Annotated in this window: 11 protein-coding genes; 8 read left to right on the top strand and 3 right to left on the bottom strand. The window is 62.3% G+C overall.

Translation table 11 applies throughout. The features are described 5' to 3' along the window. Window positions 1-2 precede the first annotated feature (2 nt). A complete protein-coding gene (locus tag PIB16_RS11290) occupies window positions 3-2432 on the top strand; it encodes a TonB-dependent siderophore receptor (protein ID WP_271045624.1) in 2430 nt (809 codons plus the stop codon). Further along, window positions 2432-3655, top strand: coding sequence for an MFS transporter (locus tag PIB16_RS11285; RefSeq protein ID WP_174046411.1), 1224 nt, complete (start codon window positions 2432-2434; stop codon window positions 3653-3655). Before PIB16_RS11290 ends, PIB16_RS11285 begins: the two co-directional genes overlap by 1 nt. A 56-nt stretch (window positions 3656-3711) precedes the next feature. Here the strand turns inward: PIB16_RS11285 and PIB16_RS11280 are convergent, their stop codons facing one another. Together PIB16_RS11280 and PIB16_RS11275 are read right to left on the bottom strand one after the other, a co-directional pair. Next, complete coding sequence (locus PIB16_RS11280) at window positions 3712-5691, bottom strand: phosphatase PAP2 family protein (RefSeq protein WP_065655322.1); 1980 nt, start codon at window positions 5689-5691, stop codon at window positions 3712-3714. Between the two features lie 253 nt (window positions 5692-5944). Beyond that, on the bottom strand, window positions 5945-7225 hold the full coding sequence (locus PIB16_RS11275) for an ABC transporter substrate-binding protein (protein ID WP_065655377.1): 1281 nt from the start codon (window positions 7223-7225) through the stop codon (window positions 5945-5947). A 194-nt stretch (window positions 7226-7419) separates the two neighbouring features. Here PIB16_RS11275 and PIB16_RS11270 point away from each other — a divergent pair, with 194 nt between their 5' ends. Genes PIB16_RS11270 through PIB16_RS11245 form a run of 6 tightly spaced genes read left to right on the top strand, consistent with a single transcriptional unit; the run spans window position 7420 to window position 15563 of the window. Beyond that, window positions 7420-9942, top strand: a complete 2523-nt coding sequence (locus PIB16_RS11270; protein ID WP_065655323.1) for a hypothetical protein — start codon at window positions 7420-7422, stop codon at window positions 9940-9942. A gap of 13 nt (window positions 9943-9955) precedes the next feature. Continuing rightward, entirely contained in the window at window positions 9956-11050 is a 1095-nt protein-coding gene (gene bglB / locus PIB16_RS11265) for a beta-galactosidase BglB (RefSeq protein WP_065655324.1), read from the top strand. A gap of 5 nt (window positions 11051-11055) precedes the next feature. Further along, the gene (pglB, locus tag PIB16_RS11260; protein ID WP_065655378.1) at window positions 11056-12408 is read left to right on the top strand and encodes a polygalacturonase PglB; all 1353 of its coding nucleotides are present in this window, start codon (window positions 11056-11058) and stop codon (window positions 12406-12408) included. Further along, window positions 12408-13514 carry an ABC transporter ATP-binding protein gene (locus tag PIB16_RS11255; protein ID WP_065655325.1) on the top strand — a complete coding sequence of 369 codons (1107 nt, stop codon included), beginning with the start codon at window positions 12408-12410 and terminating at the stop codon, window positions 13512-13514. Before pglB ends, PIB16_RS11255 begins: the two co-directional genes overlap by 1 nt. Before the next feature lies 1 nt (window position 13515). Continuing rightward, entirely contained in the window at window positions 13516-14511 is a 996-nt protein-coding gene (locus PIB16_RS11250) for a carbohydrate ABC transporter permease (RefSeq protein ID WP_020808843.1), read from the top strand. A gap of 2 nt (window positions 14512-14513) precedes the next feature. Continuing rightward, window positions 14514-15563 carry a carbohydrate ABC transporter permease gene (locus PIB16_RS11245; protein ID WP_020808844.1) on the top strand — a complete coding sequence of 350 codons (1050 nt, stop codon included), beginning with the start codon at window positions 14514-14516 and terminating at the stop codon, window positions 15561-15563. 251 nt (window positions 15564-15814) lie between these two features. Here the strand turns inward: PIB16_RS11245 and PIB16_RS11240 are convergent, their stop codons facing one another. Further along, the gene (locus tag PIB16_RS11240) at window positions 15815-16861 is read right to left on the bottom strand and encodes a LacI family DNA-binding transcriptional regulator (protein WP_174000566.1); all 1047 of its coding nucleotides are present in this window, start codon (window positions 16859-16861) and stop codon (window positions 15815-15817) included. Window positions 16862-16948: the final 87 nt, after the last annotated feature.

Genomic DNA, 16948 nt, shown 5'->3' with positions numbered 1-16948 from the left:
ACATGAATTTGGGCAAGCAGGCACGCGGCTGGTTCTGGCTGACGACGACGGCGATCATCGGGGGCATCGTCGCCGCTGGTCCGGGCGCCACGGCCGCCAGCGCGCAGACACAGCCCGCCGCAAGCGGCGCACCCGCCACCGTCACCGTCTCCATTCCCGCAGGGCCGCTGGAAAACGCCATTCTCAGCTTCGGCCGTCAGGCCAATCTGCGCATGGTCTACCCCTCCGCGATCACCAGGGGCCGCAGCACGGCCGGCGTCAAGGGCACGCTCAGCGTATCGGCGGCCGTCAGCGGGCTTCTGGCCGGATCGGGACTGAACTACGCATTGGCCGGCGGCAACACCGTCCGCATTTTCGATACCGCCAGCCAGACCGGCGAAAGCGGCGGTTCGGCTGCCGCCGGCAGCACCCTGCTTGCGCCGATCACCGTGCAGGGCACCGGCCTTGAAGGCGCCAGGGGCATCATCGAGAGCAATGGCTACGTCGGCAAATCCGGCCGCACCGCCACCAAGACCGATACGCCGGTTGCCGAAACCGCCCAATCGATCACCACCGTCAGCCGCAAGCAGCTCGATGACCTGAAGCCGCAGAACCTCTCGGAAGCGCTGAACTACACGCCCGGCGCGCGCATCGGCCAATATGGCGCGGAGCCGCGTTTCGACGCCTTCAAGGTGCGCGGCACCGATCTCAGCACCACCGGCATCTTCCGCGACGGCCTGCGGCAGGTCAGCAGCCAGAACGGCAGCGCCCGGCTTGAGCCCTATGGCGTGGAAGCGGTTTCCATCCTGCGCGGCCCCGCCGCCTCCATCTATGGCGCCAGCAGCTCCGGCGGCATTGTCGATATCATTTCGAAACGCCCGACCGAAGAGACGCTGCGCGAGGTGGAGCTGCAATATGGCTCCTTCGGCCGCGTTCAGGGCGCTTTCGATCTTTCCGGCGCCGTCGATGACGAGAAGACCATGCTTTACCGCCTGACCGGGGTGGCCCGCGACGGCCGCAACGAAATCAGCGCCATCAAGGACGACCGGCTGTTCATCGCGCCGGCCTTCACCTTCCAGCCGGATGCCGGCACCAAGCTGACGCTGCTCGGCGAATATATGGACAGCACCACCGGCGGCACCTGGGGATACATCAACAATTACGGCAGCGACGGCAAGTCGATCGGCGCAACGCCGGTTTATGGCGGCGATTCCCGTTTCAATGATTTCGAGCAGAAACAATGGCGTATCGGCTATGAGTTCGAGCATGAAATCAACGACAACGTCACCTTCTACAGCAAGGCGCGTTATTCGGCCCTTTCGGCCGACCAGCAATGGGTCTTCGCCAATTATCCCGGCATCACCATCGAGGACAATGAAGGCGTCTCCGCCGACAATTACCTGAAGACAGAATTCGACACCGGCCCAGCGAAACATACGCTGCTAACGGGTATCGACTTCAGCCATATGTCCTACACCTCGAAACAGGGCAACGGGGCCAGCCCCTTCTCCGACACCTTCACCTATGTGCCTGATGTGTCGCTGATACTGAAGCAGCGGATGAACACGCTCGGCATCTATGCGCAGGATCAGGTCGAAATCGACCGCTGGCGCCTGACGGCCGGCATCCGCCACGACTGGCTGGACACCGAATATCAGGCTCAGACCGTCGGAGACGCAACGGCTCCCACCTATGACGGCGATGAAACCAAGACGACCGGCCGCGCCAGCCTCGGTTATGTCTTTGACAGCGGCATGATGCCCTATGTCAGCTACGGCACCTCCTTCGTCGCCAATCCGGGCGTCATCATCACCACGGGAACGGTAACGGGCCAGGCGCAGCCGACGGTCGGCAAGCAATATGAACTCGGCGTGAAATATGCCCTGCCGCAATATAACGTCCTGCTGAGCGCCGCCTTCTTCAATCTCGATCAGGACAATGCGACGGTCTATGAGACCTCGTCCGGCATCAACCTGCTGCGCCAGCTCGACCTGCGCTCGCGCGGCGTGGAACTCGAAGCCACGGCCTCGCTCGACAATGGCTGGAGCCTCATCGGCTCCTATTCCTATAACGACGTTGAAATCACCAAACTGACGTCGGAAACCGTGGGCAAGCAGCTCAATTCATCGCCCTATCACACCTTCTCGCTGTGGGCCGATTACGAGTTCCAGAGCGGCGCGCTCGAAGGCCTCGGCATCGGCGCGGGGCTGCGTTATGTCGGGTCGAGCTTCGGCGACAACCAGCACACGCCCATTCTCGACAACGAGGCCCGCACCTTCGTCGATGCCTCGCTGCGCTACGATCTCGGCAAGGCCCTGCCCTCGCTGGAAGGCGTGAAACTGCAGATCAACGCCACCAACCTTCTCGACGAGGTGAAACAGGTCTGCACCACGGGCTTCTGCTATTATGACGAAGGCCGCAAGGTCGTCGGCAGCATCCGGTATCGCTTCTGATGCTGCAGCAGAACCCTGCCACAACCAAGCCCTCGCCGGCCGCCGTCTTCGTGGCGGTCGGGGGGCTTTATGTCGGCCAGAGCGTGATTGGCGGGCTGACCTTTCTCGGCCTGCCGGCGGTGCTCAGAACCGCCGGACTGCCGCTGGACCAGATCGGCCTGCTTTATCTCGTCGTTCTGCCCTGGGCGCTGAAATTCCTCTGGTCGCCGCATGTGGAGCGTTACCGGCTGCCGCCCGTCGGCAGGAACCGGTCGCGGGTGATCGTCGGCACGGGCATCGCCGCCTGCGCCTGCGGCCTCGCTGTTCTTGCCTTCACCGGCCCGTCGCCGGTTTCCGTCGCAATCGCCATCCTGTCGGTAATCGCGCTGGTGACGGCGACCGTCGACATCGCCTGCGACGGCTATGCGGTCGAAACGCTGGCGGAAGAGCATCATGGCTGGGGCAATGCCGCACAGGTCGGCGGCTCCTATCTCGGCTCCGCCATCGGCGCCGGCCTGTTTCTGGTGCTGGTGGAGCGCGCCGGCTGGACGAGCGCCACGCTGGTCATGGCCGGGCTCGTCATCCTGCTCGCGCTCCCCTTCCTGTTCGGCCCGGCGGCAAGAACGGTCACGCAAACACGGGACCACCTGCCATCGATCAAAAACGCGCTCAAGCGACGGGAAGTCCGCACCGGCCTTCTGGTCGCGGCGGTTTATGTCGCGGCGCAGAAATGGGGTCTGGCAATGCTCGGCCCGTTCCTGGTCGATTACGGTTTCGACCTCGCCACCATCGGCGCGCTGAATGGCGTGGGCAGCATGATCGTCGGTTTCGCCGGCGCGCTGCTCGGCGGCACGCTGGTGCGCCTCTACGGGGCGTCCCGAATCCTGCTCATCGCCATCTTCGTGCAGACGGCGCTGTTGTGCCTTTTCGCCTATTTCAGCGTTCATCGTGATATTTCGCAATGGGTCGTCATGGCGGTTGCGGTGGCTAGCTCGTCGGGCATCATGTCCATCGGCTTCGTCGCGCTTTACGCCTGCTTCATGGGCTGGTCGGACCCCCGGCAGGCCGGGGTCGATTTCACCCTGTTCCAGTGCATGGATGGCGTTGTCGGCATGATCGGCGGGCTGGGCGCAGGCGCGATCGCCGAAAAATTCGGCTATCAGGCCTCCTTCATCATTGCCGCCATCGTTTCGGTGCTCGCCGCACCGGTCATCTTCCTACTGATGCGACGGCAGAATTCATGAACCGAAGCCCCGGGCGCGGCGGCTTCAACCGCGCCCGGCAGGCCTCTTGCATCGGCCTATTCGACCACCACCGACAGTGCCGAACCGGTATAGACCGGCCGCAGCTTCACATTGCCCGCATCTATCGTGGCGAATGTCCCGGTCAGACCGTTGGCGGAAATCACGTCGAACCGCGTGCCGGTGGCTGGCGCGTCGCCATCGAAAGCGAGCTTCAGCGTCGCGCCGTCCAGCACCGCATTGCCCTTGATCCGAAGCGCAGCCTTCTGCGGGTCGACCGCCAGCGTCCCGCCTGACTGCGTATAATCGCCGCCGATGACAAGATCCGTCTCTCCGCCAAGCGAAAGCGTGCCGCCGCTGACCAGCACGCCGCCGGTTCCAAGCGCATCGGCGGACGATGCCACCAGCGTTCCCTCCCTGAGAATGGTGCCGCCGCCATAACTGTTATGGCCGCCAAGCGTCAGCGCTCCGCTGCCGGATTTGACGAGACGCCCTGCCCCGGCAATATCGTTCGTCCATCTGTCCGCCGCATTGAACCCGCCGGCGGCAGCGTCCATCGTCACCTCGACATCGCCGTCAAACGCGCCGTAACCGCTGGCGGCAGCGACCAGATTGATGCGGCCCCAGCCATTGCTGTCATCCAGCAGCGGATAACCGGCCTCGATGCCGGTGGAAAACAGCACGGCGCGGCGCTGGGCGGCATCGAGATAGGGCAAACGTGTCTCCAGCAGGACCTCCGCCCCCTTCGGCACCACCATCGGCGCATCGCCTGCGGCCCTGTCGCGGCTGAAGGAATAGGTCATGCGCCTACGATAATCCGCCCCGTTCTTCGTCGCATCGGCAAATTGGTCGACATCCGGCTTTGCGCCATGGGCGAAATCGATGAGCGACTGGCCCTGCGGCAGGCGCTTAGTGAAATAGGCCTGCAAGGCCGCACGCGCGGCCTTCTTCACCTCGGCATTTTTCGGGTCCTGCAACATGGCCGCGGCCATGGCGGTTGCGGTGATGCGGCCGCCGATCACGTCGAGCGGCGAATGCATGCCGGCGACGATGCGGCTCTCGCCGAGTTCGGAGGCAGCCGTCAGTAATTCGGAAAAGCGCTCCGGCACCGCATAGGCATAGGCGATGGCGGCAAGATAGGCGGCATTGGTGTGCCCGCTCGGGAAACCGCCATCCTTGCCGCGCCCGCGATTTTCCCGCGCATATTTCAGCGCCGGCACGATAACGCCCGGATCGCTGTCATGGCTTTCGAAGCTGCGGTCGCCAATCGTCTCCTTGCCGGTCTCGATCACTTCGCCTTTGTCGTTCATGCGCCAGGGCCGAGGTGAGGAATAGAAATATTTCGCCGGCGACGTCGTGCCCTCCGGGCCGCGGATCACCTTCATGAAGGCGACGAAATCCTTCAGTTCGCTATCGGCTGCACCTGCCTCGGTGCCCTTGTCGTCTTCCTTGCGGGTGATAACCTCGTTCGGGTCGAAATCCGTAAGCGTATGATTGATCGTCGTCGTCGCGCCCGCCCCTTCGCGATACCAGGCGGCAAGCGGCCCCATGCCGTCGATGACGCTGTAACCCTGCGAACGGCGATCATTCATATAGGCTTCGAAAGCGGCAGCGCGCGTGCGGTTTTCACCCGTCACGGACAGCACGTAACGCATGTTTTCCTGCCAGACGGTGGGATCGACTATCTTCACATGGCTGAAATCCGCCGGACCATCGCCATTGGCGCCGCCATCCGCCCATTTTTCATCGCCAAGCGTCCAGATGCGATTGAAACCGGTGAGGATTTCAATGATCGGGTTGTCCCGGTCATCATAGGCGCGAACCGCCTCGCCCTTCTCATTCTTGCCGGTCTGGTTGCGATAATTGTCGGCAAGCGGCAGCGGATATGTTGCCGCCGGTTCCGGCACCGTTATGGCATAACCCTCACCTGCCGGGCCGGTGCCGAACGCCTGCGCGCCCGGAACCAGAACCAGCAATGCGACGGAGGCGAGCAGGCTCGAGCGTGCGGAAAAGAAAGACGACATCTTCAGTCTGGCCATGACGAATCCTATGATTTTCAGCGAGTGACGCGTGACGAAAACAGGCGGCGCAGCGTTCCGCGCGCCTCATCGTCAGGTTTAAACGGAGCGTATTTCAGTTTTTCGATGGGTTGCCGGGAACGGCTCCCTGCGGCAATTCCTTCAGCGAAAATGCGCCGTCTTCGGAAAGAAACGGCGCGATATGCCCGGAGCGCCACTCCGGGCATATCCTTCGAGAACTTCATCGTTCCGCCGGAGGCGGACGGTCGGGCCGTTATTTCTTGACCGCGACAGCCTCGTTGATCTTGGCGACGTCATCTTCCAGAACCTTGTAGGTCTGGTCGAGCGTCAACTCACCGACGATGAGCTGGCTCATGCGCTGCACGATCTGCTGATACATGGCGCTGCCACCCTTGGCGCGCTCGAACTCTCGGGCGGCCTGCGGCACGTTCTTCTTGTTGTCGAGGAAGACCTTCATCGCCGCCTTGGCGTCTTCGCTCTTCAGCTTGTATTGCGGATCGACGATCTCCGCGCCGGTCAGGATGACGTAGTTCTCGGCGATTTCCCGCTGCACCTTTTCGGAGCCGAGGAATTCGATGAAGTGCGCCACATCTTCCGGATATTTGGTGCGCTTGAAGCCGACAATGGCGGTGCCGCCGGGCATGGCGTAGCATCCGGCCTCACCGCAGGGCGCATTGATCGCCGTCCATTCGAAACTGTCGCCGATCTTGTTCTGGAACGGATTGACCATCCAGTTGCCGGCCAGATAGGTCACGACATTGCCGTTGACGAATTCGTCACCCATGTTCTTGTACTGCGAACCGCCGGCCGCACCCCACATCTCTTTGGGGAAGCTGCCATTCTGCGTCCATGAATAGATATCGGCGATGTATTTTTTCGCCGCGTCGTCCGGGAAGCTGAACTTGCCGTCCTTCACATAGGTCGCGCCATAAGCAAAGGCGCCGCCGGAGAAGCGGTGACCGGAACGGTCCATGGTGAAGGGAATCTGCACGCCGGTCGCCTTGGCGACACGGGCGGAAGCCTCGACGATCTCGTTGAATTTCGCGGTCGGGCCGGGCAAGGGTTCCCCCGCCTGCTCGAACAGCGTCTTGTTGACGAAGGGCAGGTTCAGCGTCTGCGACGCCATGTAACCGTTGATCGACTGCGGATCGTTGACATTCGGCAGGCGAAGCTGGTTGAGGCTGGAACCGTGCAGCTTCGCGAAGGCTTCCGCATCCTTCATATAGGGGCGCATGTCGAGATAATAGGGCGCAAGCTGCCAGTCGGTGATCTTGGCGATATCAGGACCTTCGCCCACCGCCAGCTGCACCGGCAGCTGTTTGGAAACCGCGTCATAACCCGAAGACACAAAATTGATCTTCACACCCGGATTGGCCGTCTCGAACTCCTTGCTGAGTTCCGACATGCGCTGCACATAACCCTGGTCGTCATCCGTAAAAAGGAAAGTAATCGTGCGGGTCTCGGCCTGGGCCGTCGCAAGACCGGCGACAGAGGCTACCACAAGGGCGCTGACGCCCGAAAACAATTTCATCATGCTCATCCTCCCAATGAAAATATTTTCATAAATCGAACGGAAGCTCCTCTGCTTAATTCGATTTATAATGTTTTGCGGCTTGACAGAATAAACGTCAAGCTGTTTGTTTTATAGAAATCGCACAAATTGACGCAGAAAAGCGAAAACCGGTTTGTGAAAATAATTTCATAAAGATCGACGGGAGGCGATCCATTATGACGGATGGACCATTTGCGGCCAACGCGTCGCAGCCGACATATACCGTCGCAAACGGCGAAACGGTGACCGCCTGGATCGTCTCCGATCTGGTGGAGACGTCGTTTCCCGGCACCGCAGCCCCCGCCGAAGACCGTGTGAACTATCGCTTCATCAACGGTTTCGTGGATGTGGGCGACCTGCCCTGCCGCAAGGCCTTCCAGCAGACCATGATCGGCCGCGATATCGCACCCGATACCAGCTGGCCGGTATCGCACCTCAACCTGCCGGGCTCCAATCGCCGCGTCGAATTCACCGGTTTCTGGCACGTTCCCACCCATGTACAGCGCTGGCTGAAGGGCACCTTCCGCAGCGATGCGGCAAGACAGGCGCATTTTCGGCTGCGCACCTGCGGCGGCGTCCGCATCTGGGTAGGCGGCGTCGAACAGGTCCGTTTCGAACCTTTCATCCGCAATGTCGAAAGCAGCCGCGACGTCACGCTCGATCTCGCAGCCGGCGATAACGAGGTGCTGCTGCTCTGCGAGGATCTGGCGGAACGCGACATCATCTGGTTCTTCGAACTTGAGGTCGTCGACGCCGTGCCGCTGACCGTCGTGCTGCCCGTGCCGCTCGTCCGAGAAGAGACGAAGCGTCTCGCCGCGCTGGTGCGCGATGTTCGCCCGGCGCGGGACGTGTTTTCCGGCACAGCCCTCGAACTGGTCTTCGGGGCGGCACCCGCAAACGACCTGCCGGTGCACATTGCCGTCAAAAGCCATGGGCATGAGCGCGCTTCGCTTGCGGAAGTCGACACCGTGCTGAAGGCCGGGCAATCCTCGCTGACGATCCCTGAAACGACAGGGATTTCGGACGGATATCACGGTGTCAAAATCACCATGGGTTCGGGAGCGGGAACGGTAACCCGCGTCATCGACGCGGCGTTCATGCATGATATCGCGCCGGAAGCATCCGATGCCGGTATCAACGAGCGAAAAAAAGCCGCTCTCTCCTTCAGCGCCCGTTTCGGCGCCTGGCGCATCGGCCGGGCGCTGGCGATGGTCGCCACCGGCAGCGATGACATCGAGACGATCGGCGGTATCGTCGATGCGACGCTGCATTCCATTGATCGGCGGGAAGACTGCTCCGATTTCGTCATGATCCCGCTTCTGTGGCTGGTGCGCGCCTATGGGGACCGCCTGCCGGCCGAGATGCGGGCGCGGATCGACGCCTCGATTCTCGGCTATCGTTACTGGGTGGACGAACCGGGCAATGACGTCATGTGGTTCTGGAGCGAGAACCATGTTCTCTGCTTCCACACCAGCCAGTTATTGGCTGGCGAATATCTGCCGGATGCCGTATTCACCGCCTCCGGCCGCACCGGCAGAGAACAGGCGGCGCTGGCCACTGAGCGGCTGGAGCGCTGGTTCGACAGCGTCGAGGCGCATGGCCTCGCCGAATGGAATTCGGCCGCCTATTATCCGGTGGATTTCATCGGCCTTCTCGCCATCGAACATTGGGCGGGACCGGAGCTCGCCGCCCGCGCGCGCCACCAGATCGATCTCATCTTCGAAATGATCGCGTTGCACACGCTCGGCGGCGTTCCCTCCGGTTCGCAAGGGCGGGCTTATGACAAGGAGCTGCGCGCCGGGCCGCTGACGGAACTGGCGCCCTTTGCGCAGGTCGCCTTCGGTCAGGGCTGGCTGAACAATGGCGTTGCCTCGCTGCCGATGTTCTGCTGCGGCGATTACCTGCCACCGGCGCATCTCGCCTCCCTTTCCCAACTGACAGGCGGCCGCATGGTCGAGGCGCGTTATGCGCAGGGTCTGGAGCCCGGCAAGCTCGTGCTCTTCAAGAACGAGGCCGCCCAGCTTTCCACCGTTGTCGATCACAAGACCGGCCGCAAGGGCCATCAGCAGCACGTCATGGACATCAAGCTTGCCGGCCACCCGATGGCGCGGCTCTGGGTCAATCATCCGGGCGAAGACGATCCGTGGGGCACCCAGCGCCCCTCCTATTGGGCGGGAAGCGGCATCCTGCCGCGCGTGGCGCAACATCGCGATCTGGCGATGTTGATCTTCGATACGCAGGATCACCGCAACGACTGGACCCATGCCTATCTCGGCCGCGACGGGCTGGAGGAGGTGCTGGTGGAGGGCAACTGGCTCATCACCCGCTCGGGCCGAGGCTTTGCCGCGCTTTATGCGACGAACGGGCTTCAGCCCATCACCACCGGCGCCACCGCCAATCGCGAGATCAGATCGCCCGGCCGCCGCGCCGGCTGGGTCGGCATCATCGGCTGCGGGGATATGGAAGCCTTCTCCCGTTTTCGGGAAAAAATCCTCGCCACGCAGATCACCTTCGATGCCGAAAGCCGGCTGCTCTCGGTCACGCCGCCGGGCGGAGCTGAGCTTACCCTGACCTGGGACGGCGCATTCACCATTGGCGGGCAGGCCATGGCCTTCGACCACGGCCAGCCCCAGCCGGAAATCACCTTCGACAGTGCCGACCCCGCATCGGGCGGCGCGGCACAACCATTCTACTCCTAAGCGGAATTGACAGATGAACCAGCCAAGCATGGAAAAAGACACTCTCAGGACGACAATCGACAATGTCGCCGCCGCCTTCAGCCGCCTTAAGGGCATTCAGGAAGGTCTGGTCAGCGGCAGTTCCGATGGCAAGATCCAGTTCGATGAATGGGACTGGGAAGTGGGTGTCGGCCTTTACGGTTTCCTGCGCCGGGCGCTCGCCGCCAACGACCAGAAGGCATTGGATGACCTCGTGACATGGTACGGCTGGCAGATCGACCGTGGCCTGCCGCCGCGCCAGATCAACAGTTCCGCGCCGATGCTGCCGCTTGTCATCCTCACCGAACATGTCGACCGGCCGGATTTCCGCGCGCTGGTGGAAGACTGGGCCGACTGGCTGGTGCATCAATTGCCGAAAACCGAAGATGGCGGCTTCCAGCATGTCGTCAAGGAGCGGCTGAATGAGGGCGAACTCTGGGACGACACGCTGTTCATGGCATGTCTGTTCCTCGCCCGCGCCGGCGTCGTCTGCAAACGCCAGGACTGGATCGACGAGGCGGTCTACCAGTTCATGATCCATACGCGTTATCTGTCGGACCCCGTCACCGGGCTCTGGTATCACGGCTGGACCTTCAACGGACGTCATAATTTCGCTGACGCCTTCTGGGCGCGCGGCAATTCCTGGATCACCGTCGCCATTCCCGAGCTTTTCGAACTGGTGCCGACGCTTGGCGAAAAGGACAGGCGTTTCCTCGCCAATGTGCTGGCAAGCCAGGTGCGGTCGCTCAGGCAGTATCAGCGCGAGGACGGCATGTTCCACACGCTGCTCGATGACCCGACCTCGCCGGTGGAAACATCGGCGACGGCCGGCATCGCCTATGGCATTCTGCGCGGCATAGAGGCCGGCATTCTCGGCGAAGAAAACCGCCCGCATGCGGAGCGCGCGCTGAAGGCGGTGCTTGGCAATATCGACGATGAAGGCGTCGTCCACGGTGTCTCCGACGGCACGCCGATGGGCCACGATCTCGACTTCTACCGCCGCATTCCCAATCTGCCCACACCCTACGGGCAGGCGCTGACCATGCTGCTCCTGATCGACGTTTTTCTGAAAAGGCCAAAGGCATCGTGAGCATCATGAACATCAGTCAGGACATCACAGTCGCGGCGGGTGGCCTCGATGCCACGGCGGCCATCCAGCAGGCTATCGACAGCGTTTCAGCCGCAGGCGGCGGGCGCGTGTCTCTCTCGGCCGGGCGTCATGTCAGCGCCGGCCTCCATCTCAAAAGCGGCGTGGAACTGCACCTTGCCGAAGATGCGGTGCTTGCCCCCGTTTCCGATTACGACGCCTATGCCCTCACCCGGGTTTCGGTGATTGCCGAAGACTCCGATCGCGGCATGATCATCGCCAGGGGGGCGCATGACATCGCCGTCACCGGCCCCGGCCGTATCGAGGCTGGCGGTGAAAACTTCATCGTCGGCGACGACAAGGCCATGGGCACCTATGTCCCGGCGAAAAAGCGCCCACGCGTGATGGTGCTGGAAAGCTGCCACAACGTGCGCCTCGAAAACCTCTCCGTCAGTGGTTCGCCGATGTGGACGCTGCATATGGTCGATTGCGAAAACCTTCATTTCCGCAATCTGCGCATCGAAAACGACCGCCGCCTGCCCAATACCGATGGCGTTGTGCTCGATGCCTGCCGGCGCGCCCTGATCGAGGATTGCTTCATCTCGACCGCCGATGACGGCATCTGCCTGAAGACCAGCGCCGGGCCGGACGGCAAGGCCGTCGGAGCCTGCGCCGATATCACCGTTCGCCGCTGCACCGTTTCCAGCATGAGCTGCGCGCTGAAGCTCGGCACGGAATCCTTCGGCGATTTCACCGATGTCGTGTTCGAGGATTGCAAAATCGTCCAGTCCAATCGCGGCGTCGGCCTGTTTTCCCGCGATGGCGGCGCGATGCGCAACATCCGCTTTTCACGTATCGAGACCGAATGCCACGAAACGCCGGGCGGCTTCTGGGGTTCGGGCGAAGCGGTCACCGTGACCGTCGTCGACCGCCGCCCCGAGCGTCAGGCCGGCAGCGTCGACAATCTGGTCGTGGAAGACTTGAGCGGCTCCATGGAAGGCGCGATCAACCTCGTCGCCACATCGAAGGCCGGCATTCACAATGTCCGGTTGGAGCGCATCACGCTGTCGCAGCAACCCGGCAAGCTCGGCACCGGCCTGCAATACGATCTGCGCCCAACCCATGCGGATATTGCGCCAAGCCCCCATGCCGCCGGCCGCGCCAATGCCTGGACGCAGGATGCTGAGGGCAGGATCGTCGGAATGGAGGATTATCCCGGCGGAATGCCGGCGGTCTATCTTGTCGGCGTGGAAGGATTTGCGGCCCGCGATGTCGCCATCAAAAGAACGACGCCCTTGCCCGAGGGCTGGAACAGCCAAGAGATCGTCGCGACGACGAACTTGTCCGAAGGGAGCAGGTGATGGGAAGTCTGAAACTCGAAAACCTCAATAAAGCGTTCGGCGCCGTTCATGTGCTGCATGACATCGATCTTCAGATCGAGAACGGCGAATTCGTCGTTTTCGTTGGCCCTTCGGGCTGCGGAAAATCGACGCTGCTGCGCATCATCGCCGGTCTCGAGGACGTCACCTCCGGCACAATCGGCATTGGCGGGCGCGATGTCAGCGCGCTGTCGCCGGCCGAGCGCAAGATCGCCATGGTCTTCCAGTCCTATGCGCTTTATCCGCATATGAGCGTGCGCAAGAACCTTGCCTTCGGTCTCGAAAACCTGCGTTTCAAGCGGGCGGAAATCGAAAGCCGCATCAACGAGGCGGCGCGTATGCTCGCCATCGAGCCCTATCTCGACCGCAAGCCGAAACAGCTTTCCGGCGGCCAGCGCCAGCGCGTCGCCATCGGTCGCGCCATCGTGCGCGAGCCGGATATTTTCCTGTTCGATGAGCCGCTATCGAACCTCGACGCGGCGCTGCGCGTGCAGACGCGCGCCGAAATTACCCGCCTGCACCGCGATATCAAGACGACGATGATCTATGTCACCCACGATCAGGTGGAAGCCATGACCATGGCCGACAAGATCGTGGTGCTGCGCGCCGGGCGCATCGAGCAGGTGGGCAGCCCGCTTGAGCTTTTCGACAATCCGCGCAATCTCTTCGTCGCCGGTTTCCTCGGCTCGCCGCGCATGAACATGCTGAAGGGCACGATCACCAAGGGCAGCGACGGTAGCATCGCCATCGACGCCGGCTACGGTGTGTCCCTGCCCTGCCTTGTCGATCCGGCAGCCGTCAGCTCCGGGCAGGCGGTTCTCGCGGGCATCCGCCCCTCGCATTTCACCATCTCCGACAATGCCGGCCTGCCCCTCGAGGTGCAGTATCACGAAAGTCTCGGCACCGAGACCTATCTCTACGGCAATCTCCAGGGCGAGAAAGAGCAGATCATCGTGCATCAGGCGGGCCATTTCGCCCCCGCTTCCGGCTCGGTGCTGAGGATCATGCCGGCACGGGAAAAGGTGCATGTCTTCGATCCCGCCACCGAACTGGCGTTGCCGCGCCTGAACAGCGAAGGGAGAGGTTAGCATGGCCAATCCGACGCTTGCGAGACTGTCCGACCGTGCGCTCGATGCCGTGATGGCGATTGCCGAAGTGCCGCTCAACTTCATCGAGCGGCTGATCGGCAAAAGGCGCATGCCCTATATTTTCCTGATGCCGAACCTCGTTCTCTTCGGCATCTTCACCTTCCTGCCAATTGCCATTGCCGTCGGTTACGCCTTCACCGGCGGCACCGAACTTCTCATCACCGACCGCCCCTTCGTCGGGCTGGAAAATTTCGGCAAGCTGCTGGATTGCCAGAGCTACATGGACCCCGGAAGCTGCCGGGAATCGCTGTTCTGGACCGCGATCTGGAACACGCTGTGGTTCGTCGGCTTCAACGTCGTCGCCACGCTGCTGGTCGCGCTCATCACCGCCCTCATCCTCAACCGGGCGATTGCCGCGCGCGGTTTCTTCCGCGCCATGTTCTTTTATCCGGTCCTGCTGTCGCCCGTCGTCATCGGCCTCATCTGGAAATGGTTCCTCGACCGCAACGGCCTGCTCAACGCCTTTTTCCAGATGCTCGGCGTGCCGCCGGAAATCTTCCTGCTGGATGTCGGCTGGTCGCGTTTCTTCGTCGTGGTGGTCTCGGTCTGGTTCCACATGGGCTTTTATACGCTGATCCTGCTGGCCGGCCTTCAGGCCATCCCGAAGGACCTTTATGAAGCCGCCGCCATCGACGCCGCCTCGCCCCGGCGCACGCTTTTCCGCATCACCCTGCCGCTTCTCGGCCCCAACCTGCTCGTCGTGCTCATCCTCCTGATGATCCGCTCGGTGCAAATCTTTGATGAGGCATGGGTTCTGACCAATGGCGGCGGGCCGGGCACGGCCAATACATTCGTCGTGCAATATATCTACCAGATGGCCTTCGGCAGCGATCTGAGGCTGTTCGGCCTTGCGTCCGCCGCATCGGTTCTGATGGGCCTTGTGCTTCTCGCGCTGACGCTCGTGCAACTGCGCCTCGGCAAAAAGATGGAGTCCTGACCATGTCCAACGCCGTCTCCTTCCTCACGCGCACCCGCCGCCCCGGCCGGATCGGTCTCACCGATATCCTGTCATGGGTCTGGCTCATCGGCGGCACGCTCGCCGTCCTCATCCCGGTCGTCTGGGCCGCCATGTCATCGCTGAAACCGGAAGCCGAAATCACCCGGTTTCCGCCGAGCCTTCTGCCGCGCGCCGCCGTGCAGGTGGACGTGCAGGGTTACGACAAGCCGCTCAGCCTCTGGAAAGCCCCCATCGACGGCATGGAGCGGGAAATGGCCATGGTCCGCCGCATCGGCCTGAAAGCCCAGATGGTCGACCCCGCCAATCCCGGCCCACCGGTCAGCGTCGATACGCGGGAAATAACACCCGTCCAGAAACTGACTATCGCGACGGAGAACTTCACCGATCCGCTCACCCGCTTCAGCTTCCTGACCTTCCTCAAGAACTCGGTCTTCGTCACCTTCGTCGCAACCGTCCTGACGCTGATCGTCAATGCCATGGCCGCCTTTGCGCTGTCGAAGTACCGCTTCCGCGGCGAGAAGGCGATCTTCGTGCTGATCATCTCCACCCTAATGATCCCGCTCACCGTCGTCATGGTGCCGGCCTATCTCGTCATCGTCGGCGTCGGCCTCGTCGACAATCTCTGGGGCGTCATCATCCCGACGGTTGCGACGCCGACCGGCGTGTTCCTGCTCCGGCAATATATGCTGACCATCCCGGACGAGCTGATCGAGGCGGCCCGCGTCGATGCGGCAAGCGAATTCCGCATCTTCTGGCGCATCATCCTGCCGCTGACGGCCCCGGCGCTCGCGGTTCTCGCCATCTTCTCGGTGCTCTGGCGCTGGAACGACTTCCTCTGGCCGCTGATCGTTCTCAGCAGCCGTGAAAACTTCACGCTGCAGGTGGGGCTGAACGCCTTCCAGGGCGAGTTCTCGGTGCAATGGCACTATATCCTCGCCATGACCTTCCTCAGCCTGGCACCTGTCACCGTCGTCTTCCTGTTCCTGCAGCGCTACATAACGACAGGCATTGCCGGCACGGGCATGAAGTGACGTGGGGTTTGAGGATGCTCGCTTTGAAGCATAGCCGCATCGACTGTTGGATGATGTGGTACCGAGACCTCTCCACCCCGTCATACCGGCCTTGAGCCGGTATCCAGCCAGCCCAAGTCCTTGGGCTGAAAGGGTCTCTCCGCCGCGCAGACGCGCGTCGGCTGGATGCCGGATCAAGTCCGGCATGACGGCGAGAAAATTAGCCGCCCAACAGGCACTCTGCCACCACCCCGCAGAGACGACCTATGATCCTACTTCGGCGGCGGCGCGATGCTGCCCCTTAACACCAGCCGACAACCGAGTTCCAGCCGGTGCGCCGGGCGGGTGGGATCGGCCGCCACAAGCCGCTGCTCCAGCAGCGCGAGCGCCGCGCCGCCCAGCCTGTCGGCGGGCAACTGGATGGTGCTGAGCGGCGGGGCACTGAAGGCCGCCGGCATGATATCGTCAAACCCCAATACCGAAACATCGTCCGGCACCCGGATTCCGGCCTCGGTCAGGGCCTTCAGACAACCGAGCGCCAGATTATCGGCGGCGCAGAAGATCGCCGTGGCATTTCTGAGCGGTTTTTCCTCGGCCAGCAGGCGGCGGATGGCGGCCTCACCCCATTCCGGCTCATAGCTCTCCACCTCGATGACCATATCGGCGGGAACAGTGAGACCCGCCGCGAGATACGCGTCGCTATAACCGTCATATCGGCGGCGGATCGTCGTGCGCCCTTTCCAGGTAATATGCAGAATATTGCGATGCCCGAGGGAGAGCAGATGTTCGATACCGAGCCGCGCACCAAAACGGTTCTCGGCGGTCACCGTATCGACGATCATGGCCGGGTCCTCGCCATTGATCAGCACCACCGGCCGCGCAAGCGCAGACAGCGCCTCGACCAGTTGCGGCCTGTCATCGTTCAGGATCACGATACCATCGACATTGTCGGCATCCGCCGCCGCCGCCACCGCAACCGGGTCAAGCCTGCTCGTTGTGCTGACATAGGGAACGATGCGAATGCCGCGCCGCTCGCATTCACGCCGGAAGCCGTTCAGCATGGTCCAGCTGACCATGTTGAGATCGCTCTGCGGTGCGGCATCATTGGTCATGGCCAGAAGCACGACACGCAAAGTAGCGATCGTCGCCTTCTGCCGCCGGTTTTCGAGATAACCGAGCGTGCGGGCCGCCTCCAGCACCCGCTCACGAACCTGCGTGGTCAAGGGCGCCGTGCCGTTGATGGCGTGCGAAGCCGTGCTCAGCGAAACATTCGCCTCCCGCGCCACGTCCTTAAGCGTCGTTTTCCTGTCTATTTTCATAAAGGGGAAATTCAACCACTCTACTTCGGACGGTGCGGGCAGAAAGCCTGCCTCGCGCAGTCGATCTGAAGAATACCCGTGCCTGTT

This window comes from Agrobacterium sp. ST15.13.015, assembly GCF_027871645.1.
GTDB lineage: Bacteria > Pseudomonadota > Alphaproteobacteria > Rhizobiales > Rhizobiaceae > Agrobacterium > Agrobacterium leguminum.
Note: the sequence above shows the minus strand (reverse complement) of the source record. Positions and strands in the feature narration are given on the sequence as shown.